This window comes from Arthrobacter sp. FW306-06-A (assembly GCF_021870055.1).
Taxonomy (GTDB): Bacteria; Actinomycetota; Actinomycetes; order Actinomycetales; family Micrococcaceae; genus Arthrobacter.
On record NZ_CP084552.1, the window covers coordinates 2,682,582 to 2,708,419 of the forward strand.

The 25,838-nt window shown below is 64.9% G+C and carries 25 protein-coding genes and 1 pseudogene; 14 read left to right on the forward strand and 12 right to left on the reverse strand.

Going from position 1 to position 25,838, the window contains the following annotated elements; all coding sequences use genetic code 11:
- Nucleotides 1-11 precede the first annotated feature (11 nt).
- The 4 genes from LFT49_RS12540 to fabF all read left to right on the forward strand — a co-directional run bounded on the left by LFT49_RS12540 (nt 12) and on the right by fabF (nt 3,733).
- Nucleotides 12-941 carry an ACP S-malonyltransferase gene (locus tag LFT49_RS12540; protein ID WP_237428426.1) on the forward strand — a complete coding sequence of 310 codons (930 nt, stop codon included), beginning with the start codon at nt 12-14 and terminating at the stop codon, nt 939-941.
- Nucleotides 938-1,999, forward strand: a complete 1,062-nt coding sequence (locus tag LFT49_RS12545; RefSeq protein WP_236798645.1) for a beta-ketoacyl-ACP synthase III — start codon at nt 938-940, stop codon at nt 1,997-1,999. Before LFT49_RS12540 ends, LFT49_RS12545 begins: the two co-directional genes overlap by 4 nt.
- A gap of 77 nt (nt 2,000-2,076) precedes the next feature.
- Complete coding sequence (locus tag LFT49_RS12550; protein ID WP_009359314.1) at nt 2,077-2,322, forward strand: acyl carrier protein; 246 nt, start codon at nt 2,077-2,079, stop codon at nt 2,320-2,322.
- 175 nt (nt 2,323-2,497) lie between these two features.
- Complete coding sequence (gene fabF, locus LFT49_RS12555) at nt 2,498-3,733, forward strand: beta-ketoacyl-ACP synthase II (protein ID WP_236798646.1); 1,236 nt, start codon at nt 2,498-2,500, stop codon at nt 3,731-3,733.
- Nucleotides 3,734-3,844: 111 nt separating this feature from the next.
- On the opposite strand, the gene LFT49_RS12560 is transcribed toward fabF, so the two are convergent.
- The 4 genes and pseudogenes from LFT49_RS12560 to LFT49_RS12575 all read right to left on the reverse strand — a co-directional run.
- A complete protein-coding gene (locus LFT49_RS12560; protein ID WP_237428427.1) occupies nt 3,845-4,348 on the reverse strand; it encodes a DUF3145 domain-containing protein in 504 nt (167 codons plus the stop codon).
- A gap of 235 nt (nt 4,349-4,583) precedes the next feature.
- Nucleotides 4,584-5,510: a tyrosine recombinase XerC gene (locus LFT49_RS12565; protein WP_237428428.1), complete on the reverse strand. Its 927-nt coding sequence runs from the start codon at nt 5,508-5,510 to the stop codon at nt 4,584-4,586.
- A 46-nt stretch (nt 5,511-5,556) separates the two neighbouring features.
- Nucleotides 5,557-6,693 (reverse strand): DNA-processing protein DprA, encoded by a 1,137-nt coding sequence (gene dprA / locus LFT49_RS12570; protein ID WP_237430514.1) that lies wholly within the window; start codon nt 6,691-6,693, stop codon nt 5,557-5,559.
- Between the two features lie 116 nt (nt 6,694-6,809).
- Nucleotides 6,810-7,685 (reverse strand): annotated as a pseudogene (locus LFT49_RS12575) (YifB family Mg chelatase-like AAA ATPase); the annotation flags it as partial.
- A gap of 77 nt (nt 7,686-7,762) precedes the next feature.
- Here LFT49_RS12575 and LFT49_RS12580 point away from each other — a divergent pair.
- Nucleotides 7,763-7,927 carry a hypothetical protein gene (locus LFT49_RS12580; protein ID WP_237428429.1) on the forward strand — a complete coding sequence of 55 codons (165 nt, stop codon included), beginning with the start codon at nt 7,763-7,765 and terminating at the stop codon, nt 7,925-7,927.
- A gap of 4 nt (nt 7,928-7,931) precedes the next feature.
- Here LFT49_RS12580 and LFT49_RS12585 read toward each other — a convergent pair whose 3' ends face one another.
- Nucleotides 7,932-8,183, reverse strand: a complete 252-nt coding sequence (locus LFT49_RS12585) for a helix-turn-helix domain-containing protein (RefSeq protein ID WP_234752110.1) — start codon at nt 8,181-8,183, stop codon at nt 7,932-7,934.
- A gap of 457 nt (nt 8,184-8,640) precedes the next feature.
- Here LFT49_RS12585 and LFT49_RS12590 point away from each other — a divergent pair, with 457 nt between their 5' ends.
- Entirely contained in the window at nt 8,641-9,078 is a 438-nt protein-coding gene (locus LFT49_RS12590) for a helicase associated domain-containing protein (protein WP_237428430.1), read from the forward strand.
- Between the two features lie 127 nt (nt 9,079-9,205).
- Here the strand turns inward: LFT49_RS12590 and LFT49_RS12595 are convergent, their stop codons facing one another.
- Both LFT49_RS12595 and LFT49_RS12600 read right to left on the reverse strand, forming a co-directional pair.
- Nucleotides 9,206-9,637 carry an acyl-CoA thioesterase gene (locus LFT49_RS12595; RefSeq protein ID WP_192477112.1) on the reverse strand — a complete coding sequence of 144 codons (432 nt, stop codon included), beginning with the start codon at nt 9,635-9,637 and terminating at the stop codon, nt 9,206-9,208.
- 91 nt (nt 9,638-9,728) lie between these two features.
- Nucleotides 9,729-10,649, reverse strand: a complete 921-nt coding sequence (locus LFT49_RS12600) for a LysR substrate-binding domain-containing protein (protein WP_192477111.1) — start codon at nt 10,647-10,649, stop codon at nt 9,729-9,731.
- 106 nt (nt 10,650-10,755) lie between these two features.
- On the opposite strand from LFT49_RS12600, the gene LFT49_RS12605 reads away from it, so the two are divergent.
- The 5 genes from LFT49_RS12605 (at nt 10,756) to LFT49_RS12625 (ending at nt 16,250) form a co-directional block, all read left to right on the forward strand.
- On the forward strand, nt 10,756-12,000 hold the full coding sequence (locus LFT49_RS12605; protein WP_192477110.1) for a CaiB/BaiF CoA transferase family protein: 1,245 nt from the start codon (nt 10,756-10,758) through the stop codon (nt 11,998-12,000).
- A gap of 66 nt (nt 12,001-12,066) precedes the next feature.
- A complete protein-coding gene (locus tag LFT49_RS12610) occupies nt 12,067-13,272 on the forward strand; it encodes an acyl-CoA dehydrogenase family protein (protein ID WP_192477108.1) in 1,206 nt (401 codons plus the stop codon).
- Between the two features lie 66 nt (nt 13,273-13,338).
- Nucleotides 13,339-14,562 carry a thiolase family protein gene (locus LFT49_RS12615; RefSeq protein WP_192477107.1) on the forward strand — a complete coding sequence of 408 codons (1,224 nt, stop codon included), beginning with the start codon at nt 13,339-13,341 and terminating at the stop codon, nt 14,560-14,562.
- Complete coding sequence (locus LFT49_RS12620; protein ID WP_192477105.1) at nt 14,562-15,368, forward strand: enoyl-CoA hydratase/isomerase family protein; 807 nt, start codon at nt 14,562-14,564, stop codon at nt 15,366-15,368. The genes LFT49_RS12615 and LFT49_RS12620 overlap by 1 nt, the downstream gene beginning before the upstream one ends.
- Complete coding sequence (locus LFT49_RS12625; protein ID WP_192477103.1) at nt 15,369-16,250, forward strand: 3-hydroxyacyl-CoA dehydrogenase family protein; 882 nt, start codon at nt 15,369-15,371, stop codon at nt 16,248-16,250.
- A 180-nt stretch (nt 16,251-16,430) separates the two neighbouring features.
- On the opposite strand, the gene LFT49_RS12630 is transcribed toward LFT49_RS12625, so the two are convergent.
- Nucleotides 16,431-17,267 carry an NAD(P)-dependent oxidoreductase gene (locus LFT49_RS12630; protein WP_237428431.1) on the reverse strand — a complete coding sequence of 279 codons (837 nt, stop codon included), beginning with the start codon at nt 17,265-17,267 and terminating at the stop codon, nt 16,431-16,433.
- Nucleotides 17,268-17,328: 61 nt separating this feature from the next.
- A complete protein-coding gene (locus LFT49_RS12635) occupies nt 17,329-17,742 on the reverse strand; it encodes a carboxymuconolactone decarboxylase family protein (protein ID WP_192477099.1) in 414 nt (137 codons plus the stop codon).
- A gap of 204 nt (nt 17,743-17,946) precedes the next feature.
- On the opposite strand from LFT49_RS12635, the gene LFT49_RS12640 reads away from it, so the two are divergent.
- Nucleotides 17,947-18,489 carry a TetR/AcrR family transcriptional regulator gene (locus LFT49_RS12640; RefSeq protein ID WP_225668760.1) on the forward strand — a complete coding sequence of 181 codons (543 nt, stop codon included), beginning with the start codon at nt 17,947-17,949 and terminating at the stop codon, nt 18,487-18,489.
- 53 nt (nt 18,490-18,542) lie between these two features.
- Here the strand turns inward: LFT49_RS12640 and LFT49_RS12645 are convergent, their stop codons facing one another.
- The 3 genes from LFT49_RS12645 to LFT49_RS12655 form a co-directional block, all read right to left on the reverse strand.
- Entirely contained in the window at nt 18,543-19,922 is a 1,380-nt protein-coding gene (locus LFT49_RS12645; protein ID WP_192477095.1) for an NAD-dependent succinate-semialdehyde dehydrogenase, read from the reverse strand.
- Nucleotides 19,923-20,020: 98 nt separating this feature from the next.
- Nucleotides 20,021-21,646, reverse strand: a complete 1,626-nt coding sequence (locus LFT49_RS12650) for a flavin-containing monooxygenase (RefSeq protein WP_192477092.1) — start codon at nt 21,644-21,646, stop codon at nt 20,021-20,023.
- A 70-nt stretch (nt 21,647-21,716) separates the two neighbouring features.
- The gene (locus tag LFT49_RS12655) at nt 21,717-22,652 is read right to left on the reverse strand and encodes an alpha/beta hydrolase (protein ID WP_192477090.1); all 936 of its coding nucleotides are present in this window, start codon (nt 22,650-22,652) and stop codon (nt 21,717-21,719) included.
- Nucleotides 22,653-22,897: 245 nt separating this feature from the next.
- Here LFT49_RS12655 and LFT49_RS12660 point away from each other — a divergent pair, with 245 nt between their 5' ends.
- Nucleotides 22,898-23,956: an alcohol dehydrogenase gene (locus tag LFT49_RS12660; RefSeq protein ID WP_192477088.1), complete on the forward strand. Its 1,059-nt coding sequence runs from the start codon at nt 22,898-22,900 to the stop codon at nt 23,954-23,956.
- A 13-nt stretch (nt 23,957-23,969) separates the two neighbouring features.
- Nucleotides 23,970-25,802 (forward strand): sigma-54-dependent Fis family transcriptional regulator, encoded by a 1,833-nt coding sequence (locus LFT49_RS12665; protein ID WP_192477086.1) that lies wholly within the window; start codon nt 23,970-23,972, stop codon nt 25,800-25,802.
- Nucleotides 25,803-25,838 lie beyond the last annotated feature (36 nt).

Here is a 25,838-nt window from a genome sequence, read left to right on the forward strand (position 1 = left end):
AAGCTGGTTACGTGCTTGCAATAGTCTGCCCTGGACAGGGCTCACAGACCCCGGGTTTTCTGGCCCCTTGGCTGGAACTACCCTCGGTGGCAGGCCAACTGGCCTCCCTGAGTGACATCGCAGGGATCGACCTGATCGCCCACGGGACCACCTCCGACGAGGAAACCATCAAGGACACTGCCGTGGCGCAGCCCCTGATCGTTGCCGCGGGGCTGGTCACCGCCGCCTCCCTCTTCGATGTTGAACTCAACTCCCTTCCGGTCATCCTGGCCGGCCACTCGGTGGGTGAGATCACCGCTGCCGCCCTCGCCGGAGTGCTGACGGAGCAGGAAGCCATGACGTTTGTCCGGGAGCGCGCCAACAGCATGGCCGCCGCGGCAGCCGTCACACCCACCGGCATGAGCGCTGTCGTGGGCGGTGACCCCGCAGGGGTGCTTGCGGCGATCGAGGCATCCGGTGCCACACCGGCAAACGTCAACGGTGCCGGCCAAACAGTTGCCGCAGGTACCTTTGAACAGCTCAAAGCGCTTGCTGACAACCCGCCCGCCAAGGCGCGCGTCATTCCGCTCAAGGTTGCCGGCGCATTCCACACCAGCCATATGGCCCCTGCAGTAGCCGCCCTGGAGGCGCTGGCGCCGCAGCTGAACCCGGTGGCCCCGAAGGTGCCCCTCCTGTCGAATTACGACGGCGGGGAAGTCACCGACGGAGGCGCCGCCGTCGAAAGGCTGATCGCCCAGGTGTCCCGCCCGGTGCGCTGGGACCTGTGCATGGAGACCATGGTGAAGCGCGGCGTCACCGGCCTGATCGAGCTGGCTCCTGCGGGCACCTTGGCCGGACTCGCCAAGCGCGGGATGCCCGGCGTCAAGACCGTTGCAGTCAAGACCCCCGACGACCTTTCCGCCGCGCTGGCGCTCTTCGCAGAACTGGAGGGCAACGCATGAGCGTTCCCACACTGAAGCAGGCTCCCATCCAGGAGCACACCCGGATCGTGGGCCTGGGGGCTTACCGGCCGGATGTCATCGTCACCAACGAGGACGTATGCCAGTGGATCGATTCCTCTGATGAGTGGATCCGCCAGCGCACGGGCATCATCACCCGCCACCGCGCTGCTGCCGACGTTAGCGTGATCGACATGGCTGAGGGAGCGGCCCGCGAAGCCATGGAGAAGGCCGGCATTGATGGCTCGGACCTGGGTGCCGTGATTGTCTCCACCGTGACCCACCCCTACGCCACGCCCTCCGCCGCAGCCAGCCTGGCCGACAGGATCGGGGCCACTCCGGCTCCTGCCTTTGACATCTCCGCGGCCTGTGCCGGTTACTGCTACGGCATTGCCCAGGCGGACGCCCTGGTCCGCTCCGGCGCCGCCAAGTATGTCCTGGTGGTCGGCGCAGAGAAGCTGTCGGACGTCATCGACAACCGCGAACGCACCATTTCCTTCCTCCTTGGGGACGGTGCCGGCGCCGTCGTCGTCGGCCCCTCCGACACCCCGGGCATCGCCCCCTCGGTGTGGGGTTCTGACGGCAGCAAGTGGAATGCCATTGGCATGACCCGCTCCCTGCTGGATGTCCGCGACCTGGGACTCGCCGCCCGCCAGTCCGACTCCACGGGCGACCTCGCGCTTCTGGAAGAGGCGCAGGAGCTGTACCCCACCCTCCGGCAGGACGGCCAGACCGTATTCCGCTGGGCAGTGTGGGAGATGGCCAAGGTGGCCCAGCAGGCACTCGACGCCGCCGGCATCGAGGCCGAAGACCTGGTGGCCTTCATCCCTCACCAGGCCAACATGCGCATCATCGACGAGATGGTGAAGAAGCTGAAGCTGCCCGAGACGGTTACAGTGGCACGGGACATTGCCGAGGCCGGCAACACATCCGCTGCCTCCATCCCGCTGGCAACGCACCGGCTCCTTCAGGAGAACCCCGGACTGAGCGGCGGGCTGGCCCTGCAGATCGGTTTCGGTGCCGGCCTGGTGTTCGGCGCACAGGTAGTTGTCCTTCCCTAGATACGCCCAAGGGCCGCAACCGCGGCCTGGACCGTTTCCGGCAGCCTCTGCCGGCAATACAAGAAAAGGAGCCACACATGGCTAGCAACGAAGAGATCCTGGCCGGCCTGGCTGAAATCGTCAACGAGGAAACCGGCCTGGCCCCGGAGGCCGTCGAGCTGGACAAGTCCTTCACCGAGGACCTGGACATCGACTCCATCTCCATGATGACCATCGTGGTCAACGCCGAGGAAAAGTTCGGCGTCCGCATTCCGGACGAAGAGGTCAAGAACCTCAAGACTGTTGGCGACGCTGTCAGCTTCATTGCCGGAGCACAGGCCTAGTCACAGGCTTTTCGCCGTCTTACGGCTTGGCAGGGCTGCCGGTCCGGATTGACCGGACCGGCAGCCCGCCGCATTTATCCGGCGCAGTACCCCGACCGGGACTGGCCGATCATCAACATGTGCGGGACCCTGCGGCGGACGCAGCCGGATTCCCCACCGACGAAAGAGTGATCCCATGACACGCAAAGTAGTCATTACCGGTCTGGGTGCCACCACGCCCATCGGCGGCGATGTTCCCACCATGTGGAACAACGCCCTAAAAGGGGTCTCCGGTGCCCGCACCCTCGAGGACGACTGGGTAGCCAAGTACGAGCTCCCTGTCCACTTCGCCGCCCGGTGCAGCACGCCGGCCCTCGACGTGTTGAGCCGCGTTGAAGCCAAGCGGATGGACCCCTCCACGCAGTTCGGCGTCATCGCCGCCCGCGAAGCCTGGGCTGATTCCGGCATCACGGAATTCGACCAGGACCGGCTTGCCGTGGCCTTTGCCACCGGCATCGGCGGCGTCTGGACCTTGTTGGACGCCTGGGACACGCTCAAGGAAAAAGGCCCGCGCCGCGTCCTGCCCATGACCGTCCCCATGCTGATGCCCAACGGCGTTGCCGCGGCCGTCAGCCTGGATCTTGGCGCCCGAGCCGGCGCCCACACACCCGTATCTGCCTGCGCCTCGGGCACCGAGGCCATGCACCTCGGCCTGGAACTCATCCGCTCCGGCAAGGCAGACGTGGTGATGTGCGGTGGCGCGGAAGCCGCCATCCACCCCATGCCGCTGGCAGCGTTCGCATCCATGCAGGCCCTGTCCCGCCGGAACGACGAGCCCGAGCGCGCCTCCCGTCCGTACGACACTGCCCGTGACGGCTTCGTCATGGGTGAAGGCGCCGGCGCCCTGGTCCTCGAAGCAGAGGAACACGCGCTTGCCCGTGGAGCCCGCATCTATGCCGAGCTCGCCGGTACCTCGGTTACGGCGGACGCCTACCACATCACGGCCCCGGACCCCGAAGGGCTGGGCGCCACCCGCGCGCTGAAGGCTGCCATGTTCGATGGCCGGATCCACGCTGAAGACGTGGTTCACGTGAACGCGCACGCCACCTCCACCCCCGTTGGCGACAAGCCCGAGTACACGGCGCTGCGTGCCGCCCTGGGCGCCCACGTGGAGAACGTGGCCGTCTCCGCCACCAAGTCGCAGATGGGCCACCTCCTGGGCGCCTCCGGTGCCGTGGAGGCTGTCCTCACCGTCCTGGCCGTCCATGAGCGCAAGGCCCCGGTCACCATCAACCTTGAAAACCAGGACCCTGAAATCCCGCTCGACGTTGTCACATCCGCCCGCGAACTGCCCGCAGGCAGCATCGTGGCGCTGAGCAACTCGTTCGGCTTCGGCGGCCACAACGCCGTGGTGGCCATCCGCAGCGTGTAGTCCGTGCGGGTTGTCCCGGATACGAAAGGAGGCCCCGCCGGCTGGCGGGGCCTCCTTTGTGCTATGGAAGTGTTGCTGCTGTTTTAGCCGCCCGGGAATGGACGACGGCGGTCAGCCCACCTGGTGGAGCCAGCGGACCGGGGCGCCTTCGGCAGCATGGCGGAACGGCTCAAGTTCCTCATCCCAGGCTTCGCCCAGGGCGAGGGACAGTTCATGGTAGACGGCGGATGGGTCGCCGGCGCCGGACTCATAGGCGTACCGAATGCGGTCCTCGGACACCATGATGTTGCCATGGACGTCAGTGACGGCATGGAAAATTCCCAGCTCGGGGGTGTGCGACCAGCGGCCGCCGTCCACGCCCTGGCTGGGCTCCTCAGTAACCTCATACCGAAGGTGCGCCCAGCCACGGAGGCAGGACGCCAGTTTCGAACCTGTACCGGGCGCGCCGGTCCAGGACAGCTCGGCCCGGAACATTCCGGGCGCGGCTGGCTGAGCGGTCCACTCAAGGTCCGTCCGCTTGTCCACCACAGCGCCGACCGCCCACTCAACGTGGGGGCACAGCGCCGTAGGGGCCGAATGAACGAACAGCACACCACGGGTCATTGCAATAGACATTCCATCCTCCATAGCTCTAGGTACGTCTTCCCCAACGACCTCTGCCTGGATGGAACTGCCATGCCTTCACTGCGGCGGTGGTTCCCTGTATTCAGATGTATCAGATAAAGCTGTGTCCGGACTTGCCGCGCCGAACGAAACCACAGGGGTTTCAAGCGGTACTTGAAAGTTGCCGGACGTGACTCTTATTGTGCCGTACCTCATGGAATTACGCCAGTGCGATTAGCTGCGGTGGTCAAGCCCTGGGATGGGCCTGCTGATAGCTCTTCCGCAGGCGGTCCACCGAGACGTGCGTGTAGATCTGGGTGGTGGCCAGGCTGCTGTGGCCCAGGATCTCCTGCACGGCGCGAAGGTCCGCTCCGCCGTCGAGCAGATGGGTGGCGGCAGAGTGCCGGAGCGCGTGGGGTCCAGTCGCGGAGGTATCTCCCAGTGCTTCAAAGAGCATATTGACCAGGGCGCGGACCTGGCGCTGGTCCACCCGTGCACCGCGGGCGCCGAGAAAAAGGGCCGGTCCGCTGGTGTCCTTGGCCAGTGCCGGGCGTCCCCGCCGGAGCCAGTCGTCGAGGGCCAGGGCTGCGGGAACTCCGAACGGGACGGTGCGTTCCTTGTTGCCCTTGCCGATCACCCGGAGCGTCCGGCGGTCCGGATCCAGGTCATCGATGTCCAGGCCCACAAGTTCGCCTACCCGGATGCCCGTGGCGTAGAGGAGTTCGACCATGGCCCGGTTCCGCACGGCGATGGGTTCGCCCTCAACGGCCGAGATCTCGAGCCGCTCCAGGATCCGCGTGAGCTGGGAGGCCTGCAGGACGCCAGGCAGGGATCGTTCGCGTTTGGGTGCCTTGAGCCGCAGCGCAGGGTCCACGTCGATGAGTTCCTCACGGAGCGCCCAGGCGGTGAACGTCCGGGCCGTAGCAGCCCGGCGCGCGAGGGTCGCCCGGGAGGCCCCCGATGAGCTTTGATTGCCCAGCCAGCGGCGGAATGTCCCCAGTTCAAGGTCGTTCAGCCCTGCCACGCCTTCTGATGCCGCATGGGACAGGAGGCTGCGCAGATCACCCAGGTAAGCGCGCCGGGTATGGGCCGATACCGCACGTTCCCCTGACAAGTAACCGGCAAAGCCGTCCAGGGCCGCGCCGAGCTCCGCGGGCAGTTCATCATTATCCACTCCTCTACCTTCCCAGTTGCATGGCGTCCTCCCCAGGCAGACACGGTCATCCCCTGCCGCGTTTCCACCCGCCCCGCTCGGAGACAGCGAGTCCAAGCAGCCCCAGCCTCCCCAGTCCTGCCCGGACCGAATCCTGGCCAAGGCCCGCCACCGCGGAAAGCTTTTCCACGGAAGTGGTGGAACGCAGCGGCAGCGCGTCCAGCAGGATCAGGTCCTCCAGGGTCAGCCCGTCCTGCACTGCGGCTTCCGCCGTACGCTGTTCCGGCAGGGCCGTTCCGCTGGGTGAAGCCAACTCGGCCACCTCGGCTGCATCGGTGACGCAGACGGCACCCCCGTCCCGAAGCAGGCGGTGGCAGCCGGCGGAATTGGCGCTGTGGACCGATCCGGGAACGGCACCGACGGCGCGGCCCAGGGTTTCGGCGTGGTGGGCCGTGTTGAGTGCTCCTGAGCGCCAGCGTGCCTCCACCACGACGGTCACCGCGGAGAGGGCAGCTATCAGGCGGTTCCGTTGCAGGAACCGGAAGCGGGTCGGTGCCGACCCAGGCGGCACCTCGGCCAGTACCGCGCCCTGGTTTGCCACAGTGCGCAGCAAATCATCGTTGCCCGATGGATAGAACCGGTCCACTCCCCCGGCCATGACGGCGATGGTGGGGATGGCGGTGGAGCCACCGGCAAGCGCTGCCCGGTGGGCGTGGGCATCAATCCCGTAGGCTCCGCCTGAAACCACGGTAAAGCCGCGCTGCGCCAGCGAGTACGCGAGATCCCCTGTGACGGCTGCTCCGTAGCTGGTGCTGTCCCTTGATCCCACCAGGGCGATGCACTTGTCCACGGCCGGCAACGGCTGCTGCTGGCCGCGCCACCAGAGACAGAGGGGCTCCTGGATTCCCAGGTCCGCGAGTTGGACCGGCCACAGCTCATCGCCTGGAATGATGAGACGGCCACCAAGGCGTGCCATGGTGGCAAGGTCGCGTTCCGGCGCAAGGTCGGGAAGCCGAGGCTGCCAGCGCTTCAGCGCGGCGGCCAGCCCCGCCCAGCTTCCGCCGGCACCACTGTCCGCCAGCAGAAGGGTGATCTCGCGCTCCAGGTCGGGGCCTGCCGATATCTGGCCGGTGGCGATGCGCAGGGCGTCCATTGCCCCGGCGACCTGAACCAGGGCCAGGCCGGCCGTATCCTGCGGCTCCATCAGCCGCGAAAGCGCGGCCCGGGCCACTCGTTCCGCGTCCAAACCCGTTTCCTTCTTCACACCCGGTTCCTTTTCCACACCCAGTTCCTTCAACCCGCTCCGTCCTGCCACTCCTGTCATGCCGCAACCGCCGCGGCCTGCCGCAGGCCCAACGCCTGCCCGATGTCGTTTGTGTCCGGCGCGTCCCGGTGCCCCAGGTCCGCCAGCGTCCAGGCAAGCCGGAGGACCCGGTCATACCCCCGCGCGGTGAGCACTCCCCGTTCCAGGGACTGGTCCAGGATCCGGGTGGCACCTGCCGGGAGCCGCAAGACACCACGCAGGACCCGTCCCGGCACCTGCGAGTTCGTCTCGAGGCCGAAGCAGTGCAGGCGTTCGGCCTGCCTGGCACGGGCGTCCAGCACCCGGCGCGCGATCGATGCGGTGTCCTCTTCGGTACCGGCCTGTCCGAACTCAGCCAGGGACACACGCTCCACCTGCAGCTGGATGTCCACCCGGTCCAGTAGCGGCCCGGACATCCTGGCGAGGTAACGGCGGCGCATCATAGGCGTGCAGGTGCAGTCCAGGCCCTTCCCCGAGGCCTTGCCGCAGGGGCAGGGATTCGCGGCGAGCACCAGCTGGAACCGGGCCGGATAGGCCGCCGTGCCCGCAGACCGGTGGATCACCAGTTCTCCGCTCTCCAACGGCTGGCGCAGGGCATCCAGGACCCGCCGTTCGTATTCGGGGGCCTCGTCTAGGAAAAGCACACCGCGGTGGGCCCTGGACGCAGCGCCCGGCCTGGGCAGACCCGAGCCGCCGCCGATGATGGCTGCAGCGGTGGCTGAATGATGTGGGTTTTCGAAGGGCGGGCGGCGCAGGAGCTGCACCGCGGAGGCCGGCAGGCCGCACAGCGAGTGGATGGCGGTGACCTCCATGGACTCCTGGTCGCCAAGATCCGGCAGCAAACCGGGCAGCCGCTCGGCCAGCATGGTCTTGCCCGCACCCGGAGGTGCAGGAAAGCGTAAAGACCATGTGTGCGCGCCCTGCTAGCGCCGCAGAAGTCGCGGCGGTTGTCTCCAAGGTTGGCTTTGAGATGAAGAAGAGCCAGATCTGCCAGCGGCGGTCGAACGCCATCGGCCCCACGACTGTCTGCGACTCGGAAGGAACCGACGGCGAGTACGCCTACCTCCTGAACGTAACCAGCCCGGACCTGAACGAACCCCAGGTCGCTACCCTGATCATCAGGCTGCACCAGTAAACGGCTACTGGCTGTCCTGTTCCCCGTCGTCCGGGAGATCGCCAGCGGCAATGTGTGAGGCTGTGCGCCGGTACGCTTCGGCGATGTAGTCTTCCAGATCCTGGAGGCCGATGCGCCACAGGCCCCTCCCGCCGACCTGAATTGCGCGCAGCTCTCCACTGCTGATCAGGCCCCGGATGAGGCTCGACTTCACGTTGAGCTCTTCGGCCGCCTGCTCGACTGTCAGGAAGCGGCGCTTTGTGGGTTCGTCTGTCACCAGACCATCCTAAGTTTGGGCTGGCCCGGCTGAGTGCAGGAACAAATGGTGAAAGGGCGAAAGGAGACAGCCGGCGCGCGACGTTTCGCTAGGGTCGCGTTGCTTTCCCCTAGGCTTAGAACGGAAGTCACCTGTGCAGGCTCTCTGGCCGGGGCGACCCGTCAAATTCAACACAGGGGGAAGTCGTGAAGGGAATACTCGGGATACTTGGAACACCTAAGGGCGATTCCGGACGGCAATGATTGGCTTAAGGCGCACCGCACCTGACCTCGAATGGGTGCAGATGTACCGGCAGGGTATCCCGACGTCCAGGATTGCCGCCTTGGCTGGCGCCGCGGAAACGACCGTTCGGTATCACCTCCAGATTGCTGCAAAGGCAGAGCCGGGCATACGGGAAGAGCACAAAGCGGCGCTGGCCCCTGCAGCTCCGAGAACATCCGAGGCGGGCCTGAGGAACTTGGCTGATGTCCTCGCCTTCCATGAGGCTCATGACCGGTTGCCGGTCAGCCACGGGAAGACCTCGCGCGAGCGGGCGCTGGCAGCATGGCTGGCAAACCGCCGCCGGCAGTCCGCCGAGAAGACCCTCTCCCCCACCTACAGGGACGCCCTGGCGGTGATCGCCGGCTGGGACAAGCCTTCAACCCGCAAGGCCGAGGATGAGGCGCGTTGGCAGCATCGGTTGGAGGAGCTCCAGAGAATCAGGGCTGCCGGCGGTGAGTGGCCGCGGCACCAGAAGACGGACGATGCCCACGAACGCACGCTGGGCGTGTGGCTGCACGCCCAGCGCATCGACTACCGCGCTGGCAGAATCGACCAGGCCAAGGCGGAGCAGCTGGACAGGCGCCTGCCAGGGTGGCGGGAAGGCAGAGGTCACCGGGGCGGCCGGCGCAGATAGCGGGAAGCAAGCAGCTCTATACCTTCAGAGCACTCGCTCCGGCCGGTGCAGGTATCTAGTGGAACAGACGTTCAGGGGGCCCAAGACCTCTGCAACGCGCACCAACCGGTCGAGACAGTTACCGTTCCTAGCCGTGTGGCGTTTCCGTAAGGTGGTGCGTGGGTATCCTGTCTCTGTCGTAGGTGATTTCTTTGTAGCCGTGCGGCTCTGGCTTACCCGCGATGTTCAGGTTCACGAACACGATCTCCTCGATGGTGAGGATGCTTCGTCGAGTGATCATGTTCCGGACTTCCGCTCGCATGGTCAGTGAGGTTCGGCCAAATTTAGTTGCTGTCAGACCCATCTCAATGAGGTCCCCTTGGACTGCGGAGCTGACGAAGTTGATTTCCGAAATGTACTTTGTCACCGCCCTGCCGTTGCCCAGTTGGAGGATGGCATAGATCGCTGCTTCCTCGTCGATCCATTTGAGGAGGCTGCCACCGAACAGGGTGCCGTTGGCGTTTAGGTCTTCTGGGCGCACCCATTTTCGAGTGCGGAAGGTTATATCGGAGGATTCCATGGTGTGACCTTACTTCTGCGGTGAAGATGGTTTGGTTTTATGTCTTTGAGACCAGTTCTGGCGGTCGTAGCAGCGTCCACCGATTGGTGGGCTATGACTCGACACCGGCGAGGCTGTCGGGACGACCGACCCAAACCTGTTCCGCAAGCGTGAGGACCGGTGGGAGCGCCGGGTTGTCCGAATCCCCGCGCCACGCCATCCTGAGGTAGACCGGCAGGGTCTCGTCGAGCACCCGCAAGAACCGTACATGCGGGTCGGTTACGTTTTCCGCGACGGAGGAAACCGTTAGGGAGCATCCTACTTCGGCTCCCACCAGGGCCATTGCGGTCCACGAATCGGGTGCACTTTGCACTATGTCGGGATCGAATCCGGCTCCCAGGCTCAACCGGCGCAGGCGGTCGGTCAGGACAGAACCTTCATGCGGGGGCAGTGCGACGAACGGTTCGCCAGCTAGTTCTGCGAAACGAACTTCGCCTTGCGAGGCCAGGCGGTGTGATGCAGGGACGGCCATCACGAGATGTTCCTCCACGACGATGCGGGACTTGATGCCCGCGGGCACAAAGTCCCAACGGCCGAGACTGATATCAACTTCACCGCGGAGGACCCGGGCGAGGGCTGGGAGTGCGAAGTCCTGGCTGTTGAGGCGAACTTCTATGCCTGGGTGGGCCTTTCGGACTTCCCGTGCCAGTACTCCCACGAGAACATGGGTTGATGCGCCGGCGTAGGCGAGCTTGACCATTCCCGCCTCGCCGCGGCCAGCGGCAAGTGCGCCGGCCCTTGCACGCTCCGCTGCAGCCAGGATCTCCCGGGCTGATGCCATCAGGGCCACTCCGGCCGCCGTTAGCTGGACGCTGCGTGTGCTCCGGATGAAGAGGTCGACCCCGAGATCCCGCTCCAGCTGCCGCACGATCCGGCTCACAGGTGGTTGAGCCATATGGAGCCGGGCTGCAGCCCGGCCGAAATGCAATTCCTCCGCCACGGCGAGGAACACCCGTATTTGTTGAATCTCCATCCCGCCATTATTGCAGGAGCATCAATAATCGGGCTCCCAATAAGTATTGGACGCGCTGTAATGCCCGGTGGGATAGTGAAAAAGAACCGCCTATGGAAGAGGACCCATGACACTGCAGAGCAACGCCGCTCCCCTGGCTCCAGGGGCTGCTGCTCACGACCGCCAGCCCGATCACGCACGCCGGGACGCCTTCGGTCGCAACGCCAGCGGTCCTTTGGCGGGAATCGTCATTGCCGACTTCAGTCGGGTCCTCGCCGGACCGTACTGCACCATGCTCCTGGCGGACATGGGTGCCACGGTCATCAAAGTGGAAAGCCGGTCCGGCGATGAAACACGGGCCTGGAAGCCCCCGGTCTTCGATGGCCAATCCACGTACTACCTCTCAATCAACAGGAACAAGAGATCCATCGCACTGGACTTCGGCGATCCGGATGACATAGACACGGCACGGAACATTGCTGCGGGCGCCGACGTCGTCATCGAGAACTTCAAACCTGGCGGGCTGGACCGTTTCGGCCTGGACTACGCGTCCATCACCGAACGCAACCCCGCTGTGGTCTACGCGTCCATCACCGGGTTCGGCTCCGCTGGCGGAGCGGCCCTGCCGGGTTACGACCTGCTCGTCCAGGCCATGTCCGGGCTCATGAGCCTCACCGGGGACCCGGAGTTCCCCGCGTACCGTTCCGGTGTTGCGGTCTTTGATGTCATCACAGGACTCCATGCCGCCATTGGCGTCCTGTCAGCGCTGCATGAAAGGAGCCAGAGCGGCCGCGGACAACGCATCGAGGTGAACCTTATGTCCTCGGCCCTGTCCGGCATGGTTAACCAGACAGGCGGATACCTGCTCAGCGGAAACGTGCCCACCCGCATGGGTAACGAGCACCCTAGCATCTACCCCTATGAACCGCTCCCCACCGCGGACGGGGAAATCGTCCTGGCTATCGGCAACGACCGGCAGTTCCGGACGCTCTGCAACGTCATTGCCGCCCCCGAGCTCGCCGACGATCCCCGGTTCTCCACACCCCCGGACCGCAGCCTCAACCGGTCGGCGCTGCGCCCCATCCTGCAGGAACTGCTGGCCGTCAGGACCGCATCGGAGTGGTTCGACATCTTCACCGAGGCACGGCTTCCATGTGCTCCGATCAACGATGTCCGCGGTGGGATTGATTTTGCCCAGCGCCTGGGACTGGAACCGGTAGTGAACGTGGGAACCGGTGAAGAAACCATCCCCGGCGTCCGTAACCCGATCACCTTCTCAGCGACACCCGCCAGCTATGACCTGGTGCCGCCCGGCATCGACGCAGACCGGGGGGACATTCTCCAGTGGCTGCAGTCGACGCCGCAGGCTTAGCCCGCTCCCGAGCAGCCACCCCACAAGCAACCAGCACCCCGTCCGCGGAACCATAAAGGACCTCTCATGACAACCACTGCAACTGCCCGCAGCACCGTAAACTCCGACTACTTCAACCTCGACGACGAGTTGGGCCCAGAAGAGCTGGCCATCCGCGACAAAGTCCGCCAGTTCGCCGAAGAGCGGGTCCTTCCCATCATCAACGACTACTGGGAACGTGCGGAGTTCCCGGACGAACTGCTGCCCGGCCTCGCGGATCTCGGCATCATCGGGACCTACATTCAGGGATATGGATGCCCGGGGATGAGCCGCAAGGGCGCGGGAATGGTCGCGCGCGAGATGGCGCGGGCTGACGGAAGCATCAACACGTTCCTGGGGGTCCACTCCAATCTCTGCATGGGCGCCCTGTACATGCTGGGCAACGAGGAGCAGCGGCAGCGCTGGCTGCCTGCCATGGCCCGGCTGGAGAAAACGGGTGCCTTCGCCCTCACCGAGCCCAACCATGGGTCCGACACGGTGGCGCTGGAAACGAGCGCCCGCCGAGAGGGAGGCACCTGGATCATCGACGGCCACAAACGCTGGATCGGCAACGGCCACGCGGCCGACGTCGTGGTCCTCTTCGCCCGCAACACCGAAGACGGCAAGGTCAACGCCTTCGTCGTCGAAAAGGACGCTGACGGCAACCACCCGGCCGGCTACAACCCCACCGTCATCACCGGCAAGATCGGCAAACGCGCCATCCTGCAGGCCGACATCGTCATCGAGGGCATGCGGATCCCTGAGACCAACCGCCTGGAGAACTGCAGGTCCTTCGCCGATGTCTCCCGCGTCCTGCAGGCAACCCGCGGCGGCGCTGCATGGGAGGCCGTCGGCCACGCAATGGCGTGCTTCGAGATCGCGGCCGACTATGCCGCCAAGCGGGTCCAGTTCGGCAACCCGATCGCCAGCTACCAGCTGGTCCAGCACCGGCTCGCCAACATGCTCAGCGAGCTGACCGCGATGCAACTGATGGTCAACCGCATGGCTGAACTGGCCGAGAAGGGCACCCTGACCAACGCCATGGCGTCCATGGTCAAAATGGCCACCGCGCAAAAAGGCAAGTGGATCTGCAACGAGGCACGGGAATTGCTCGCCGGCAACGGCCTCCTGCTCGAAAACCATGTCGCCCGCCACCTGACCGACATGGAGGTCGTGTCCACCTACGAGGGCACGGACTCCATCCAGGCACTGCTGGTAGGCCGCGACATCACGGGAATCTCAGCCTTCCGCTGACCCGAGGACATGGCCCTGCCTTGACTCATCTTCACCCTTACCAAGATTCACTGAAGGAGCTTTTCCATGACTGAAGCATTCCTCATCGGCGGGGCACGCACCCCTGTCGGTCGTTACGGCGGCGCCCTGAGCTCCGTCCGCCCGGACGATCTGGCTGCCATCGCTGTTCGGGCCGCCGTCGAACGCGCAGGCCTTGACCCGGCCGTCGTGGACGAGGTGATCCTCGGCAACGCCAACGGCGCCGGCGAGGAAAACCGGAACGTTGCCCGCATGGCCTGGCTGCTCGCCGGCTTCCCCGACACGGTCCCCGGTGTTACCGTCAACCGGCTCTGCGCCTCCGGGCTGAGCGCCATCATCATGGCCTCCCACATGGTCAAGGCCGGTGCCGCGGACATCGTGGTTGCCGGTGGTGTCGAATCCATGTCCCGCGCTCCGTGGGTCATGGAGAAACCGGACAAAGCCTTCGCCAAACCCGGCGCCGTCGTTGACACCTCCATCGGCTGGCGCTTCCCCAACCCTGCCTTCCTGTCCGGGGAACTCTCACGTGATGGCAAGGCAACCTATTCGATGCCCGAAACAGCAGAGGAAGTGGCCCGGGAATACAACATCTCCCGTGCTGACTGCGACGAGTTCGCCGTCCGCTCCCACGAGCGCGCCCTCGCAGCCATCGAATCCGGGCGCTTCGCCGACGAGATTGTCCCAGTCACGGTCAGGGGCCGCAAGGGCGCCGAAACCAACGTGGACACCGACGAAGGTCCTCGCCCCGGAACCTCAGTGGACGTCCTCGCCGGCCTCCGCCCGGTAGTGAAGGGCGGCAGCGTCGTCACCGCCGGGAACGCATCGACGCTCAACGACGGCGCCTCGGCGATCATCGTCGCGTCCGAGGCAGCCGTGCAAAAGTATGGCCTCACTCCACGGGCACGCATCCTCGATGGCGCGTCCGCGGGTGTCGCCCAGGAAATCATGGGCATGGGCCCGGTCCCGGCCACCCGCAAAGTCCTGGACCGGACCGGCGTCGCGGTAGCCGATCTGGCTGCCGTAGAACTTAATGAGGCTTTCGCCTCGCAGGCCCTGGCCTGCATGCGCGAGCTGAAGCTCGAACCCGACACGGTGAACAACGACGGCGGCGCCATCGCGCTCGGGCATCCGCTGGGTTCCTCCGGGTCCCGGCTGGTCATCACGCTGCTCGGGCGCCTCGAGCGCGAGGCCACGGATGGCCGAAAGCTGGGCCTGGCCACGATGTGCGTGGGTGTCGGACAGGGCACGGCCCTGCTCCTGGAAGGCATCTGATGACAGCCGTAGTGAACGACGCCGGGACAAGGCTGGACGGCTCACGTTTCGAGACGCTGTTGTTTGAGGAGCGCGGGGACCGTTTAGCGGTTCGGCTGCACCGCCCCGGGGTGAAGAATGCCATCGACCAGGCCATGGTGGATGAGCTGCACGCAGTGTGCGCGCACCTGGAACGCACACCGAAAATCCTGATCCTCTCGGGCACGCCCGGCAACCCTGACACGGGGACCAAAGCCGTCTTCGCATCCGGGGCTGACATCGCACAGCTGCGTGAGCGGCGCCGTGATGACGCGCTGGCCGGAATCAATTCCGGGATCTTCGACCGGATCGCCAAGCTGCCCATGCCGGTCATCGCCGCGCTGGACGGATACGCGCTCGGCGGAGGCGCGGAACTGGCGTACTCGGCCGACTTCCGGATCGGCACTCCTGCCCTGCGGATGGGTAACCCCGAGGCGAACCTGGGCATCCTGGCCGCGGCCGGTGCTACCTGGCGGTTGAAGGAGCTCGTCGGGGAGCCGGTAGCCAAGCAGATCCTGCTCGCCGGCAAAGTCCTCACGGCTCAGGAGTGCCTCGCGGTCGGGCTGATCACCGAACTCGTGGAGCCGGGCACACTGATGGACTCGGCGCACGCCCTGGCGGACGCCATTGCGGTGCAGGATCCGCTGGCAGTACGCCTCACCAAGGCCGTGTTCCACGCCCCACGGGAGGTCCATCCCGTCATCGACACCCTGGCCCAGGGCATGCTTTTCGAGTCCCAGGCAAAGTTCGACCGCATGCAGGCGTTCCTCGACAGGAAGAAGAAGTAAATGAATAATCCATCAGAGCCATCCGGTCGAACCGGCGAGCTCCCTGCGCGCGTTGGCGTCCTTGGCGGCGGTCGCATGGGAGCGGGCATCGCCCACGCCTTCCTCATCAAGGGGGCAGACGTGGTGGTCATCGAACGTGATGAAGCCTCCGCGCAAGCAGGCCGTGAGCGGGTCGCATCCTCAGCAGCGAAATCCATCGAGCGTGACCCCCACAGTGGCAACCTCGATGAGATGGTCTCCCGCCTGAAGACTTCTGTGGACTACGCGGACTTCGGTGACCGCGAGCTGGTCGTGGAAGCCGTACCCGAGGACTGGACACTGAAGGTGGCAGCGCTCCGCAGGGTCGAAGAACAACTCACCCCTGGCGCGGTGCTGGCCTCGAACACATCCTCGCTGTCGGTGTCCGGCCTGGCGGAGGAGCTGGAACGGCCGCAGGACTTCCTGGGGCTGCACTTCTTCAACCCCGTCCCGGCTTCCACCCTCATTGAGGTGGTCATTGGCAAGCAGACCCGGCCCGATCTCGTCGAGCAGACACGGAGCTGGGTCCAGGGGCTGGGCAAGACCGCCGTCGTGGTCAACGACGCCCCTGGCTTCGCGTCATCCCGGCTCGGTGTAGCGATTGCCCTGGAAGCGATGCGCATGGTCGAGGAAGGCGTTGCCTCAGCTAAGGACATCGATAACGCCATGGTCCTCGGCTACAAACACCCCACGGGGCCGCTGCGCACCACAGACATCGTTGGCCTGGACGTGCGCCTCGGCATCGCCGAATACCTCCATGAAACCCTCGGTGAGCGGTTCGCTCCCCCACAGATACTGCGTGAAAAGGTCGCCCGCGGCGAACTCGGCCGGAAAACCGGCAAGGGCTTCTTCGACTGGAGCTGAATCAGCAGGCTGCCCCCACGCCACGCTTTCGCCAGCCGCCGTGCAGCCCCTGTCGATGACCCTGCCGTCGGCCGGCTTCAAGGACGCCAGGTGCGGTTCTGCGGTTACTCCACCCAAGCGCGGCCCACCACTACTGCGTGGTGGACCGCGCTTCCGCCGTGCTGTCCGCTCCAGGTTCGGCTATTTGGTCTGCAGGTTGTTCTGTCCCATGGAGTCGAACAGTTGGGTGGAGGACAGGGCGTTGAAGGGCATGGCCACGTGGTGCTCGAGGCCCTTCAGGTGTGCGGCCTTGAGGTCCTTGAGCAGCACTGCGAGGGCGGTGTCAGCGGTCCACTCCGAGACTGCGTCCCAGTTCCGGGCAACCCAGCTGTCGCCAGTGCTGACCTTGAAGAGGTTGAGCAGTTCGGCTTCGGGCAGGTTGTACTGCGCGCCAAACTTGAGCCCTTCGGCGACGGCGTTCATGTTGATGCCGAGGACGAGGTTGTTGACCAGCTTCGCTGCCTGGCTGTTGCCGGGCTTGCTGCCGTAGTAGAAGGTGTTGGATCCGACAGCGTCGAAGTACGGCGAGGCGGCGGTCACCACGTCTTCGGCACCGGATGCCATGATCGACAGGGTGCCGGCCTCGGCCCCGGTCGAACCCCCGCTGACGGCGGCGGCGATGAGCCTGACCTCGCCGTGTTCCTCGACCTGCTGGCCCAGTTCGTTCATGGTGTCCGGGTCCAGGGTGCTCATGACGATGATGGTCAGGTTTTTGGGATTGGCGGACAGGAGCCCGTCTTGGCCCAGGATGACGTCGACGTTCTGGGCGTAGTCACGGACCATGGACACGATCGCGTCGTCGGCCTGTTCGGCGACGTCCTTCAAGGTTTCGGCCATGGTGATTCCCGCCGCAATAGCCTTCTGGCGGGATCCCTCGAAGGCGTCGTACCCGATCACCTCGAAGCCGGCCCTATTCAGGTTGACTGCCATGGGAAGTCCCATGGTTCCGAGTCCTACGAAACCGATTTTCTTGCTCATGATGTGATCTTTTCGTCGTAGTAGTGGGGCGTCGGGACGCAGGAGAGCCCGAGGTCAGGCCTCAGTCGGTACCGGCTTCGGAGGTCCTGCCGCGTTCTGCCATGACGTCTTTGACGAGGGTCAGGCCATTGAGGACGCGGGGGAAACCGATGTAGGGGATGCACTGGATCAGGGCGCCGACGATCTTCTCCTTCGTCAGGCCCACGTTGAAGCCAACGTTGATATGAAGCTTCAGCTGGACCTCCGTGCCCAGTGCGGCCAGCGTGGAAATGGTCACCATCGTCTGTTCCTGCTGGGTCAGGCTGTCGCGGGAGTAGATGTCACCGAAGGCAAAGGACACGATGTAGTCCCCCAGTTCCGAGTCCAGAGCCTGGTATGACTCGACCAGCTTGGCGTGGTCGAACGTGTTGGAGTGTTCCGTGGAGACGAGTTCCATCATGCGGTCAAGCCCGCGCTGGTATCGATCTGTGGCCATGATGCTGCCCTTCTAGGCTGGTCCGGGGGTGGTAGCCTTACAATAGAAATAAAACGCTACGTTGCGTAGCAATATTAGCACTTGATGGCGCGGCGACGGAAGGGCGGTATCCCAATGAATTCTTTAGGCGGTGGCCAGGGGGCATCAGCTGGGGGCGTAGTGTCGGGGCATCAGAAGCGGCGCGCCAGGACGGAACGGGCGGTTATGGACGCTGCCCGGGAGCTATTGGCGGAATCCGGCTTCGGCAGCCTGACCATTGAAGGAGTGGCTGAACGGTCCGGGGTCGCGAAGACCACCATCTACCGCCGCCACCGGTCACGGAATGATCTGGCCCTTGCTGTGCTGCTGGACATGGTCGGCGACGTTAGCACGCAGCCGTATGCTCTTGACACACTGACTGAACTGACGCGGCTGGTCGACCGGACCGTGGACCTCATGTCCAACACGCTCCTGGGGCGGATCATGCAGGGCCTGGTTTCAGAAGTTGCCGCCGATGCAGAGCTTGCCCGAACCTACCGGGAGAGGGTGGTGAGCCAACGCGTCCAGGAGGTCACGGCACTCGTCGAACGGGGCATTGCAAGAGGAGAGCTGAGGGAGGGACTTGACCCCGAGCTGGTCACCGACCTCTTGCTCGGCCCGATCTACTACCGCTTGTTCCTCAGCGGTTCTCCCCTGGATGAAGGGTTTGGCAGACGGCTTGTCGCTGCCCTCTTCCCCGCTTTCGCAAAGGAACCTCACCCTGCTTAACTGGGTGCGTCATGCTGCAGGCAGATAAGCCCGCAGCATGACGCTTCCATAACTCAGCGAGCTCCCGGATTCCGGACCAGCTTCTTGTTGGCGAATTCGTTGAAGCCGTACCCGGCCAGTTCCCGCCCGAAGCCCGAGCCCTTGACGCCGCCGAACGGCAGGTCGGGCGAGCTCTTGCTGGTGCTGTTGATCCAGACCATGCCGACCTCAAGCTCCTCGGCCAGCCGCTCCGCGTTCCTGGCATCAGATGTGAACACGCTGGAGGACAGTCCGAACGGTGAGTTGTTGGCCAAATCGATCGCTTCCTGCAGGGAGCCGACGCGGTAGACGACGGCTACGGGGCCGAACAGTTCCTCGGTGAAGGCACGCATTGCAGGTGTGACGCCTGCAAGGACCGTGGCAGGGTAATAGGCGCCGGGACCGTCGGGGCGTTCCCCACCGAGCAGGAGTTTCGCGCCGTGGGAGACTGCGTCCTGCACAAGCTCGTCCAGTTCCTCGACGCCCGCGGCCGAGGCCAGTGGTCCGAGCTTGGTCCCGGAGTCGGTGGGATCCCCGGTCTGCCAGGAGGCCATCGCGTCGAGGAACTTTTGAAGGAATTCCTCGTACACGCTGTCCGCGACGATGAACCGCTTCGACGCCGTGCAGGCCTGGCCGCCGTTGGAGAGCCGGCCGATAACGGCGGCGGCCGCTGCGGCGTCGATGTCGGCATCATCGAGGACGATGAACGGGTCTGACCCGCCCAGTTCCAGGACGCACTTTTTCAGATTCCGGCCGGCGACCTCGCCGACGGCAGCTCCGGCCTTTTCGGATCCGGTCAGGGACACTCCCTGCACGCGCCGGTCAGCGACGGCGGCAGCGACCTGGGCCGAAGAGATGAACGCGTTGGCGTATACACCCGCCGGCAATCCGGCCTCAGTGAGCACTCTTTCGATGGCAAGGGCGGACTGGGGGCAGTTACGGGCGTGCTTGAGGATGATGGTGTTGCCCAAGGCGATGTTCGGGGCGGCGAACCGGGCGACCTGGTAGTAAGGGTAGTTCCATGGCATGACCCCGACGAGTGGTCCTATCGGTTCGGTGCGGACGACAGCCGTGCCGGAGCCCCTGAAGGTGAGGGATTCATCGGCCAGGTACTCCTCCAGGTTGTCGGCGTAGTGCTGGTAGATCGACGCGACCAGTTCCACCTCTCCCCTGGCCTGCGCGATTGGTTTGCCCATTTCCAGGGTGAGGAGCTTGGCCAGTTCTTCTGCCTGCTCGCGGTGGATCTCGGCGGTGCGGGTCAGGACGGCACGGCGCTGTTCCAGGGTTGTGGTGCGCCAGGAACGGTAGGCCGCGGCACTGTTTTTGATGAGAGTGTCCAGCTCGGCGTCGGAGATCTCCGGGTATTGTGCGGTTGCGTCCCCGGTGGCCGGGTCGATCGTGGTGTACACACCCATGGGTGGTTCTCCTCTGTGGTGAATGACGTAATAATCAAGGCCGGCGGCCGGCACCATCAGGTCGATGGCGCCGGCCGGCAGCGGTGAGGGCTGCCGGGTCAGGCAGCGACGGCGGCTTCCGACTTCAGCTCAAAGCCGCGGTATCCGTTGGCGGTGACATCGTCCAGGACGCCGCGGTAGTTGCCCAGGCCGCCCAGATAGAACAGCACGCTGGGCTTCTTGCCCGGAACGTTCGCGCCGAAGATCCATGAATCGACCTTGGTGAACACCGTCATGTTCGCGATCTGTGTGCACGTCTCGGTCCACTCGGCTTCGGCCTCCGGGGTCGGCTCGATCGCCCGGATTCCGTTTTCCTCCGCGTAGGCCACCGTGTCGCTGATCCATTCGACCTGCGTCTCGATGCTCGGCGGCAGGTTCGTGAACGGGCCGTTGGGTCCCAGCACCATGAACCAGTTGGGGAACTTCGCTGTGGAAACGCCCAGGTAGCTGGTGGGCTGCCCGTCCCAGTGGTCGTTGATGTTCACGCCGTCGCGCCCGCTGATCTCCATGCGGCGGTAATTGCCGTCCACGGCGTCGAAACCGGTCGCGAAGACGATGACGTCCAGCTCGTGCAGCACGCCGTCCTCCGTCACCACACCCTTGGCCGTGACTTCCCGAATGGGGTTTTCCTTGATAGCGACAGCCTCGACGTTGGGCCGGTTGAACACCTGGAAGTAGCCGTCGTCGCAGAGCGGGCGACGGGCGAACAAGCCCGTCGGCGTCAGTTTCCGTGCCGTCTCCGGATCCTTGATGGTCTCGACGATCTTGTTCCGGATGAAGGATGCCGCAGTCTCGTTGGCCTCCTCGTCGGTGGCGATGTCGCTGAAGGTTTCGAACATGAAGCGGAAGCCGCCGCCGTATTCCCAGGCCTTCTCGTAGACCTGGCGGCGTTCTTCTTCGGTGACGCTCATGGCCGGCACGGTGCTTTCCTCGAAGCCGAAGGCTACGCCGGAACGCTTGACCTGTGCCCAGATGTTGTCGTAGTCGGCCTTGATCTCGTCAATCTGCTGGGTGGTCACGGGGCGCTTGCCCACCGGGACGGAGTACTGCGGGGTCCTGACGAAGACGGTCAGGTGTTCAACTTCCGGTGCCAGCGCCGTGATGACCTGCTGGCCGGTGGAACCGGTGCCGATCACACCCACGCGGCGACCGGCGAGGGACTTGCCCTGCGGCCAGGCGGCGGTGTGGATGGTCTCGCCCTCAAAGGTGTCGATCCCGGGCAGGTTCGGGAAGTTGATGGCTGACAGCAGCCCCACGGCGTTGATGACGTACTTAGCCCGGTACACCGCGCCGCCGCCGGTGGTCACTTCCCACAGGCCCTCGTCTTCGAGGTAGGTGGCGGACTTGACCTCGGTACCAAAGCGGAAGTGGCGCCGCAGGTCAAAGCGGTCAACGACGTCCTCAAGGTACTCGAGGATCTCGGGCTGGGTGATGTAGGTGTGCTTCCAGGTGCCGTCCTGCAGGAGGCCCTTATCGAAGGAGAAGCGGTAGACGTGGCTCTCGGTGTCAGAGAGAGCGCCCGGGTAGCGGTTCCAGTACCAGGTGCCGCCGGGACCGTCGGCCTTGTCGAAGCCGACAACGGTCAGACCCTGCTCGTTGTGAAGCTTGTGGACGGCGTAGATGCCGCCGAAGCCGGCGCCGATGACGACGGCGTCAACGGTCTGGAAAGTGTTCTGTGCAGTCATGGCGAACTCCTTTGTCGTTCTGATGCAGGGGACGAAATAGTGGATGGTGTGGCTTCGTAAGGTGGCCGGGTTATTTCCGGTACCAGGCCGCGAGCTTGTCGAACTCCTGTGCCACGAGGGCGGACCGCCCGGCCAGGAACGGGTAGACATGCTGCTGGCCCTCGCCGATGGACAAGGTGACGTCCACGCCGGCGGCTTTGGCGCGTTGCTCCAGACGCGTGGCGTTGTCCAGGAGCGACTCGACGCTGCCGGCGGTGATGTACAGACGCGGGAAGTCGTTGAAGTCGGCGTGCAGCGGGTTGGCCAGGGGTGTCCTGGGATCGATGGTGCCGCCGAGGACGCCGGCGATCATGCCTTCGAGCAGCTCGGGGGTGATCAGGGCGTCCGTGTCGTTGTTGGTGACGAGGGTTTCGCCCTTGTTTTCCATGTCCAGCCACGGTGAGAAGGCGATGACTCGGCCGGGGGTGCGCTTGCCCTGTTCCTTGAGCGCGAGGGCAATGGCGATGGCGAGGTTGCCGCCGGCGGAATCACCGATGGTGGTGATGTCCTCAGGGGCGATGCCGGAGGCGACGAGGGCATCGAAGGCGGCCACGCCGTCTTCGATCTGTGCCGGGTGCTGGAATTCGGGGGCGCGCCGGTAATCCAGCACGAAGCTGACGGATCCAAGTGCTTTGGCGACGTGGGCTGCCAGTTTGCGGTGGCTGGAGGCCGAACCTACGGCGAATCCACCGCCATGGGTGTACAGGAGCACCTTGCTCTGGTCCGCCCCCTCGGGCAGGCACCAGATGCCCGGAACCCCGCCAACGGTGTCCTCACGGTACATGACGCCCTCGGGCTCGACCGTTGGCTGGTGCCACTCGTCAAAAATGGAACGGAACAGGCGCATGGTCAGGTCCGGCGTGGTCGCCATGATCTCTGCCCAATCAGCGTAGAGGTTCCGCAGTACGTCCTGGCTCCCGGCTTCGGCGGAAGCGGTGCCGGACTGTTCAACAAGGTTGGTGGTCATGGTAGGTCTCCTTTGACGTGGTTTGTGGGTGCCTGCGGCCCTCCTTTGTTGTGGTGGGTGCCGCGGCCTCTGAATCAAAGGTAGGTCTGTGTTCCATGCCACACGTGTTCCAATGTGAAACACTCCAGCGGATGCATTGATACCGGATCGCCCACTAAAGGGGTCCCGGATTGGTATTGGAAGCTGCAGCAATAGTTGGTCATGATGGATGGATACCGATTGCCACAATGAAGAGGTGTTCCGCAATGCATGCATTCGCCGTCCTCCCGGACGATGCCACCATCCATGACCTGGAGTTCTCGACGCCACGCCCCGAGGGGCGGCAGGTACTTCTGAAGGTCATGCGGGCTGGCGTCTGCCACACCGACACCCACCTCCGCGAAGGCGGCTACGACCTGGGCAGCCGCGGACACATGAGCATGAAAGACCGCGGCATCCAGTACCCGATGGTACTGGGCCACGAAGTAGTCGGCGTTGTCGAACAGGTAGGTGCTGACGTTGCATCCGTCAGCGCCGGAGACGTGCGACTGATCTACCCGTGGATCGGCTGCGGCACATGCCGCCAATGCCGGGAAGGCCACGATAACCGCTGCGCCGCCGGACAGAACCTTGGGGTCGCACGCCACGGCGGCTACGCCGAGTACATCATCGTGCCCGACGAGAAGTACCTCGTGGACATTGAGGGCCTTGACCCGAGTTGGGCAGCGACCTTGGCGTGTTCCGGCCTCACCGCCCACAGTGCCGTGGACAAGGTTCTTCCGCTTGAGCCGGACGAGCCTGTGGTCATCTTCGGGGCAGGAGGGCTGGGCCTGACCGCCATAGCGATCCTCCGTGCCCGGGGCCACCGGAACATCTGCGCGGTCGATGTCGCGGAACGGAACCTGGCCCTGGCCCGGGACATGGGCGCCACCAGCACGGTCCTTTCCGGAGCCGGCAGCGGGGCAGCCGACATTCAACGCGCGGCAGGCGGGCCGGCCAGCGCCGTCGTCGACTTCGTCAACAACGGTGCCACCGCTACGGCCGCGTTCGACGCCCTCGCCAAAGCGGGGACAATGGTCCAGGTAGGACTCTTCGGCGGTGAAGTCACCCTTCCGACTGCCATGCTGGCGCTGCGCATGATCCGCATCGAAGGCAGCTTTGTCGGGACACTTTCACAACTGCAGGATCTGGTCCGGATTGCCAAAGCAGGGGAACTTCCCACCATCCCGGTGTCCGAAAGGACCCTGTCTGCGGCCGAAGTGTCCCGGGCCCTGGACGACCTGACCGCCGGCGGGATTGCTGGACGCATCGTTTTGACTGCTTGAGAATGAGTAAGTGATGGACAAATCACGCCGCGAAGACGCGCTCCGGAGCGCCCGCGAGCGGCTGATCACGGAAGGCCTCGTCAGGGCTTCCATCCCCGCGTCGCTGGTAGCTGAAGAAATCGAACAAAGCTGGCGGCGATCCGTCTCGAACCACGTCAACCCTGCAACCGGCCCCCACATCCTTGGCGAAGTCGATCCGGACAGTGCAATCCTGCGCGCTGCCGGAAGAATTTTGGACCAGTGGCAAAACAATCTCACCGACACCCGGATGGCCCTTTTCCTCGCCGATGAGGAGGGCCGGATCGTCTCCCGGCGCATTGTCGATGCCCAGGACACGCGCACACTGGACAACGCCAACGCCGCGGAGGGGTTCGTCTTTTCCGAACAGGCTCTGGGCACCAACGGGCTCGGCACCCCCATTGAGGGGCGCGGAGTGGTTTTCGTCCGCGGCCACGAACACTTTAACGATGCCCTGGCCCGACTGGCCTGCGCGGGAGCGCCCATCAAGCACCCCATCACGGGCCGGATCGTGGGATCGCTGTCCATCGCCTCCCACGTTGACGCCTCAAGCCCCTTGATGGTTTCCATGGCCCGGCAGGCCGGTCATCAGATCGCCGAGGCGCTTGAGCTGATGGCCGATTCCCGGAACCTCGAGCTGGCCCGAACGTACCGCCAGTTCCGGTCCTCCAAGCATCCGGTCCTGGTCATGAACTCAGAAACCGTGATGACAGACCTTCCCGCACTCGCCCATTTTGACGCCGAGTCCCACGCCTACCTGTGGGAGATGCTGCGCATGCACCATTGGGACCAGGACAAGCTGCAACTCGAACTTCCGGTGCTCGGAACCGAAGCCATGGTGCGCCGTCTCGGCCGCGCTGGCCAGGACGCGATCTTCGCGCTGGAATTTACGGAGCCAGCCAGTGCGCCCGCCGAGGGCGGGGTTTCCGTCGGCAAACACCCAGAGCAAAGGTCTGCGCCCGCGCTCCGCGAAGTGCTGGACGGCCTATCCTCCCGCCAAGCCCGGACGACGACTTCTTACGGCGTGCTCCAACGCGAACTCACCGCTGCCGCCACGGCCGATGGCCTGATCCGCGTCACCGGGGGCCCTGGTACCGGGAAGCATCACCAGTCCTCAAAATGGCTGCGCCAGCACACTGGGCGAGAGCCCAAGACATTCACCGCAGAAATGCTCACCGAGGACCCAACGGCCTGGGCCCTCATGGAAGCGGCATTAGCCGAGGGCTGCGGAATCCTCGTTACCGCCGGACCAGGCATCGGCCACGATCTGGTGGACCGACTCACCGAGTTTGCGGCGGCCCACCGCCCCGGCGTCCACCCCGGGGCACGTGTCATCCTTACCGAACGGACCAGCGGCCCATTCAACCCCAATCACGAAGCCGAGGACCTTCAAGGGCTGGTACGACTGCCTTCCCTTGTGGAACTGCGCGGTGAGTTGCTGGACATCGTGCGTGAGGTTTCGGCCGAACTCTTTCCCGGGGCGCCGGCGCCACGGTTCTCCCCCGCAGCCCTCCAATGCCTGCTGGCCTGGCGCTGGCCCGGTAACGTCGCCGAGATGGCACGGCTCCTTGCCCACTTGCGACGTTCGGCCGGCACCGGCCTGATCCAAACAAAAGACCTGCCAGCCCCCATGCGGCAGACAACCCTCTCCTCGCTCAGCCGCTACGAGCAATCCGAGCGCGATACCATCGTCGCCGCCCTGGCGGAAGCCAACGGCAACAAGTCCCGTGCCGCGGAAATTCTGGGTATCGGGCGCACCACCATGTACCGGAAAATGCGTGCCCTGAAAATTGACGACGACGAACGAATGATCCTTCCGGGACCCTAGCCCGGGAACGAGCAACACAGGCCAAAATAAATGGGC

Coding starts and splice junctions, on each gene's coding strand:
- LFT49_RS12545 (WP_236798645.1), top strand. CDS start 938: ATGAGCGTTCCCACACTGAAGCAGGCTCCCATCCAGGAGCACACCCGG.
- LFT49_RS12550 (WP_009359314.1), top strand. CDS start 2,077: ATGGCTAGCAACGAAGAGATCCTGGCCGGCCTGGCTGAAATCGTCAAC.
- fabF (WP_236798646.1), top strand. CDS start 2,498: ATGACACGCAAAGTAGTCATTACCGGTCTGGGTGCCACCACGCCCATC.
- LFT49_RS12560 (WP_237428427.1), bottom strand. CDS start 4,348: ATGTCTATTGCAATGACCCGTGGTGTGCTGTTCGTTCATTCGGCCCCT.
- dprA (WP_237430514.1), bottom strand. CDS start 6,693: ATGGAGCCGCAGGATACGGCCGGCCTGGCCCTGGTTCAGGTCGCCGGG.
- LFT49_RS12580 (WP_237428429.1), top strand. CDS start 7,763: ATGAAGAAGAGCCAGATCTGCCAGCGGCGGTCGAACGCCATCGGCCCC.
- LFT49_RS12595 (WP_192477112.1), bottom strand. CDS start 9,637: ATGGAATCCTCCGATATAACCTTCCGCACTCGAAAATGGGTGCGCCCA.
- LFT49_RS12600 (WP_192477111.1), bottom strand. CDS start 10,649: ATGGAGATTCAACAAATACGGGTGTTCCTCGCCGTGGCGGAGGAATTG.
- LFT49_RS12605 (WP_192477110.1), top strand. CDS start 10,756: ATGACACTGCAGAGCAACGCCGCTCCCCTGGCTCCAGGGGCTGCTGCT.
- LFT49_RS12610 (WP_192477108.1), top strand. CDS start 12,067: ATGACAACCACTGCAACTGCCCGCAGCACCGTAAACTCCGACTACTTC.
- LFT49_RS12615 (WP_192477107.1), top strand. CDS start 13,339: ATGACTGAAGCATTCCTCATCGGCGGGGCACGCACCCCTGTCGGTCGT.
- LFT49_RS12620 (WP_192477105.1), top strand. CDS start 14,562: ATGACAGCCGTAGTGAACGACGCCGGGACAAGGCTGGACGGCTCACGT.
- LFT49_RS12625 (WP_192477103.1), top strand. CDS start 15,369: ATGAATAATCCATCAGAGCCATCCGGTCGAACCGGCGAGCTCCCTGCG.
- LFT49_RS12630 (WP_237428431.1), bottom strand. CDS start 17,267: ATGAGCAAGAAAATCGGTTTCGTAGGACTCGGAACCATGGGACTTCCC.
- LFT49_RS12635 (WP_192477099.1), bottom strand. CDS start 17,742: ATGGCCACAGATCGATACCAGCGCGGGCTTGACCGCATGATGGAACTC.
- LFT49_RS12640 (WP_225668760.1), top strand. CDS start 17,947: ATGGACGCTGCCCGGGAGCTATTGGCGGAATCCGGCTTCGGCAGCCTG.
- LFT49_RS12645 (WP_192477095.1), bottom strand. CDS start 19,922: ATGGGTGTGTACACCACGATCGACCCGGCCACCGGGGACGCAACCGCA.
- LFT49_RS12650 (WP_192477092.1), bottom strand. CDS start 21,646: ATGACTGCACAGAACACTTTCCAGACCGTTGACGCCGTCGTCATCGGC.
- LFT49_RS12655 (WP_192477090.1), bottom strand. CDS start 22,652: ATGACCACCAACCTTGTTGAACAGTCCGGCACCGCTTCCGCCGAAGCC.
- LFT49_RS12660 (WP_192477088.1), top strand. CDS start 22,898: ATGCATGCATTCGCCGTCCTCCCGGACGATGCCACCATCCATGACCTG.
- LFT49_RS12665 (WP_192477086.1), top strand. CDS start 23,970: ATGGACAAATCACGCCGCGAAGACGCGCTCCGGAGCGCCCGCGAGCGG.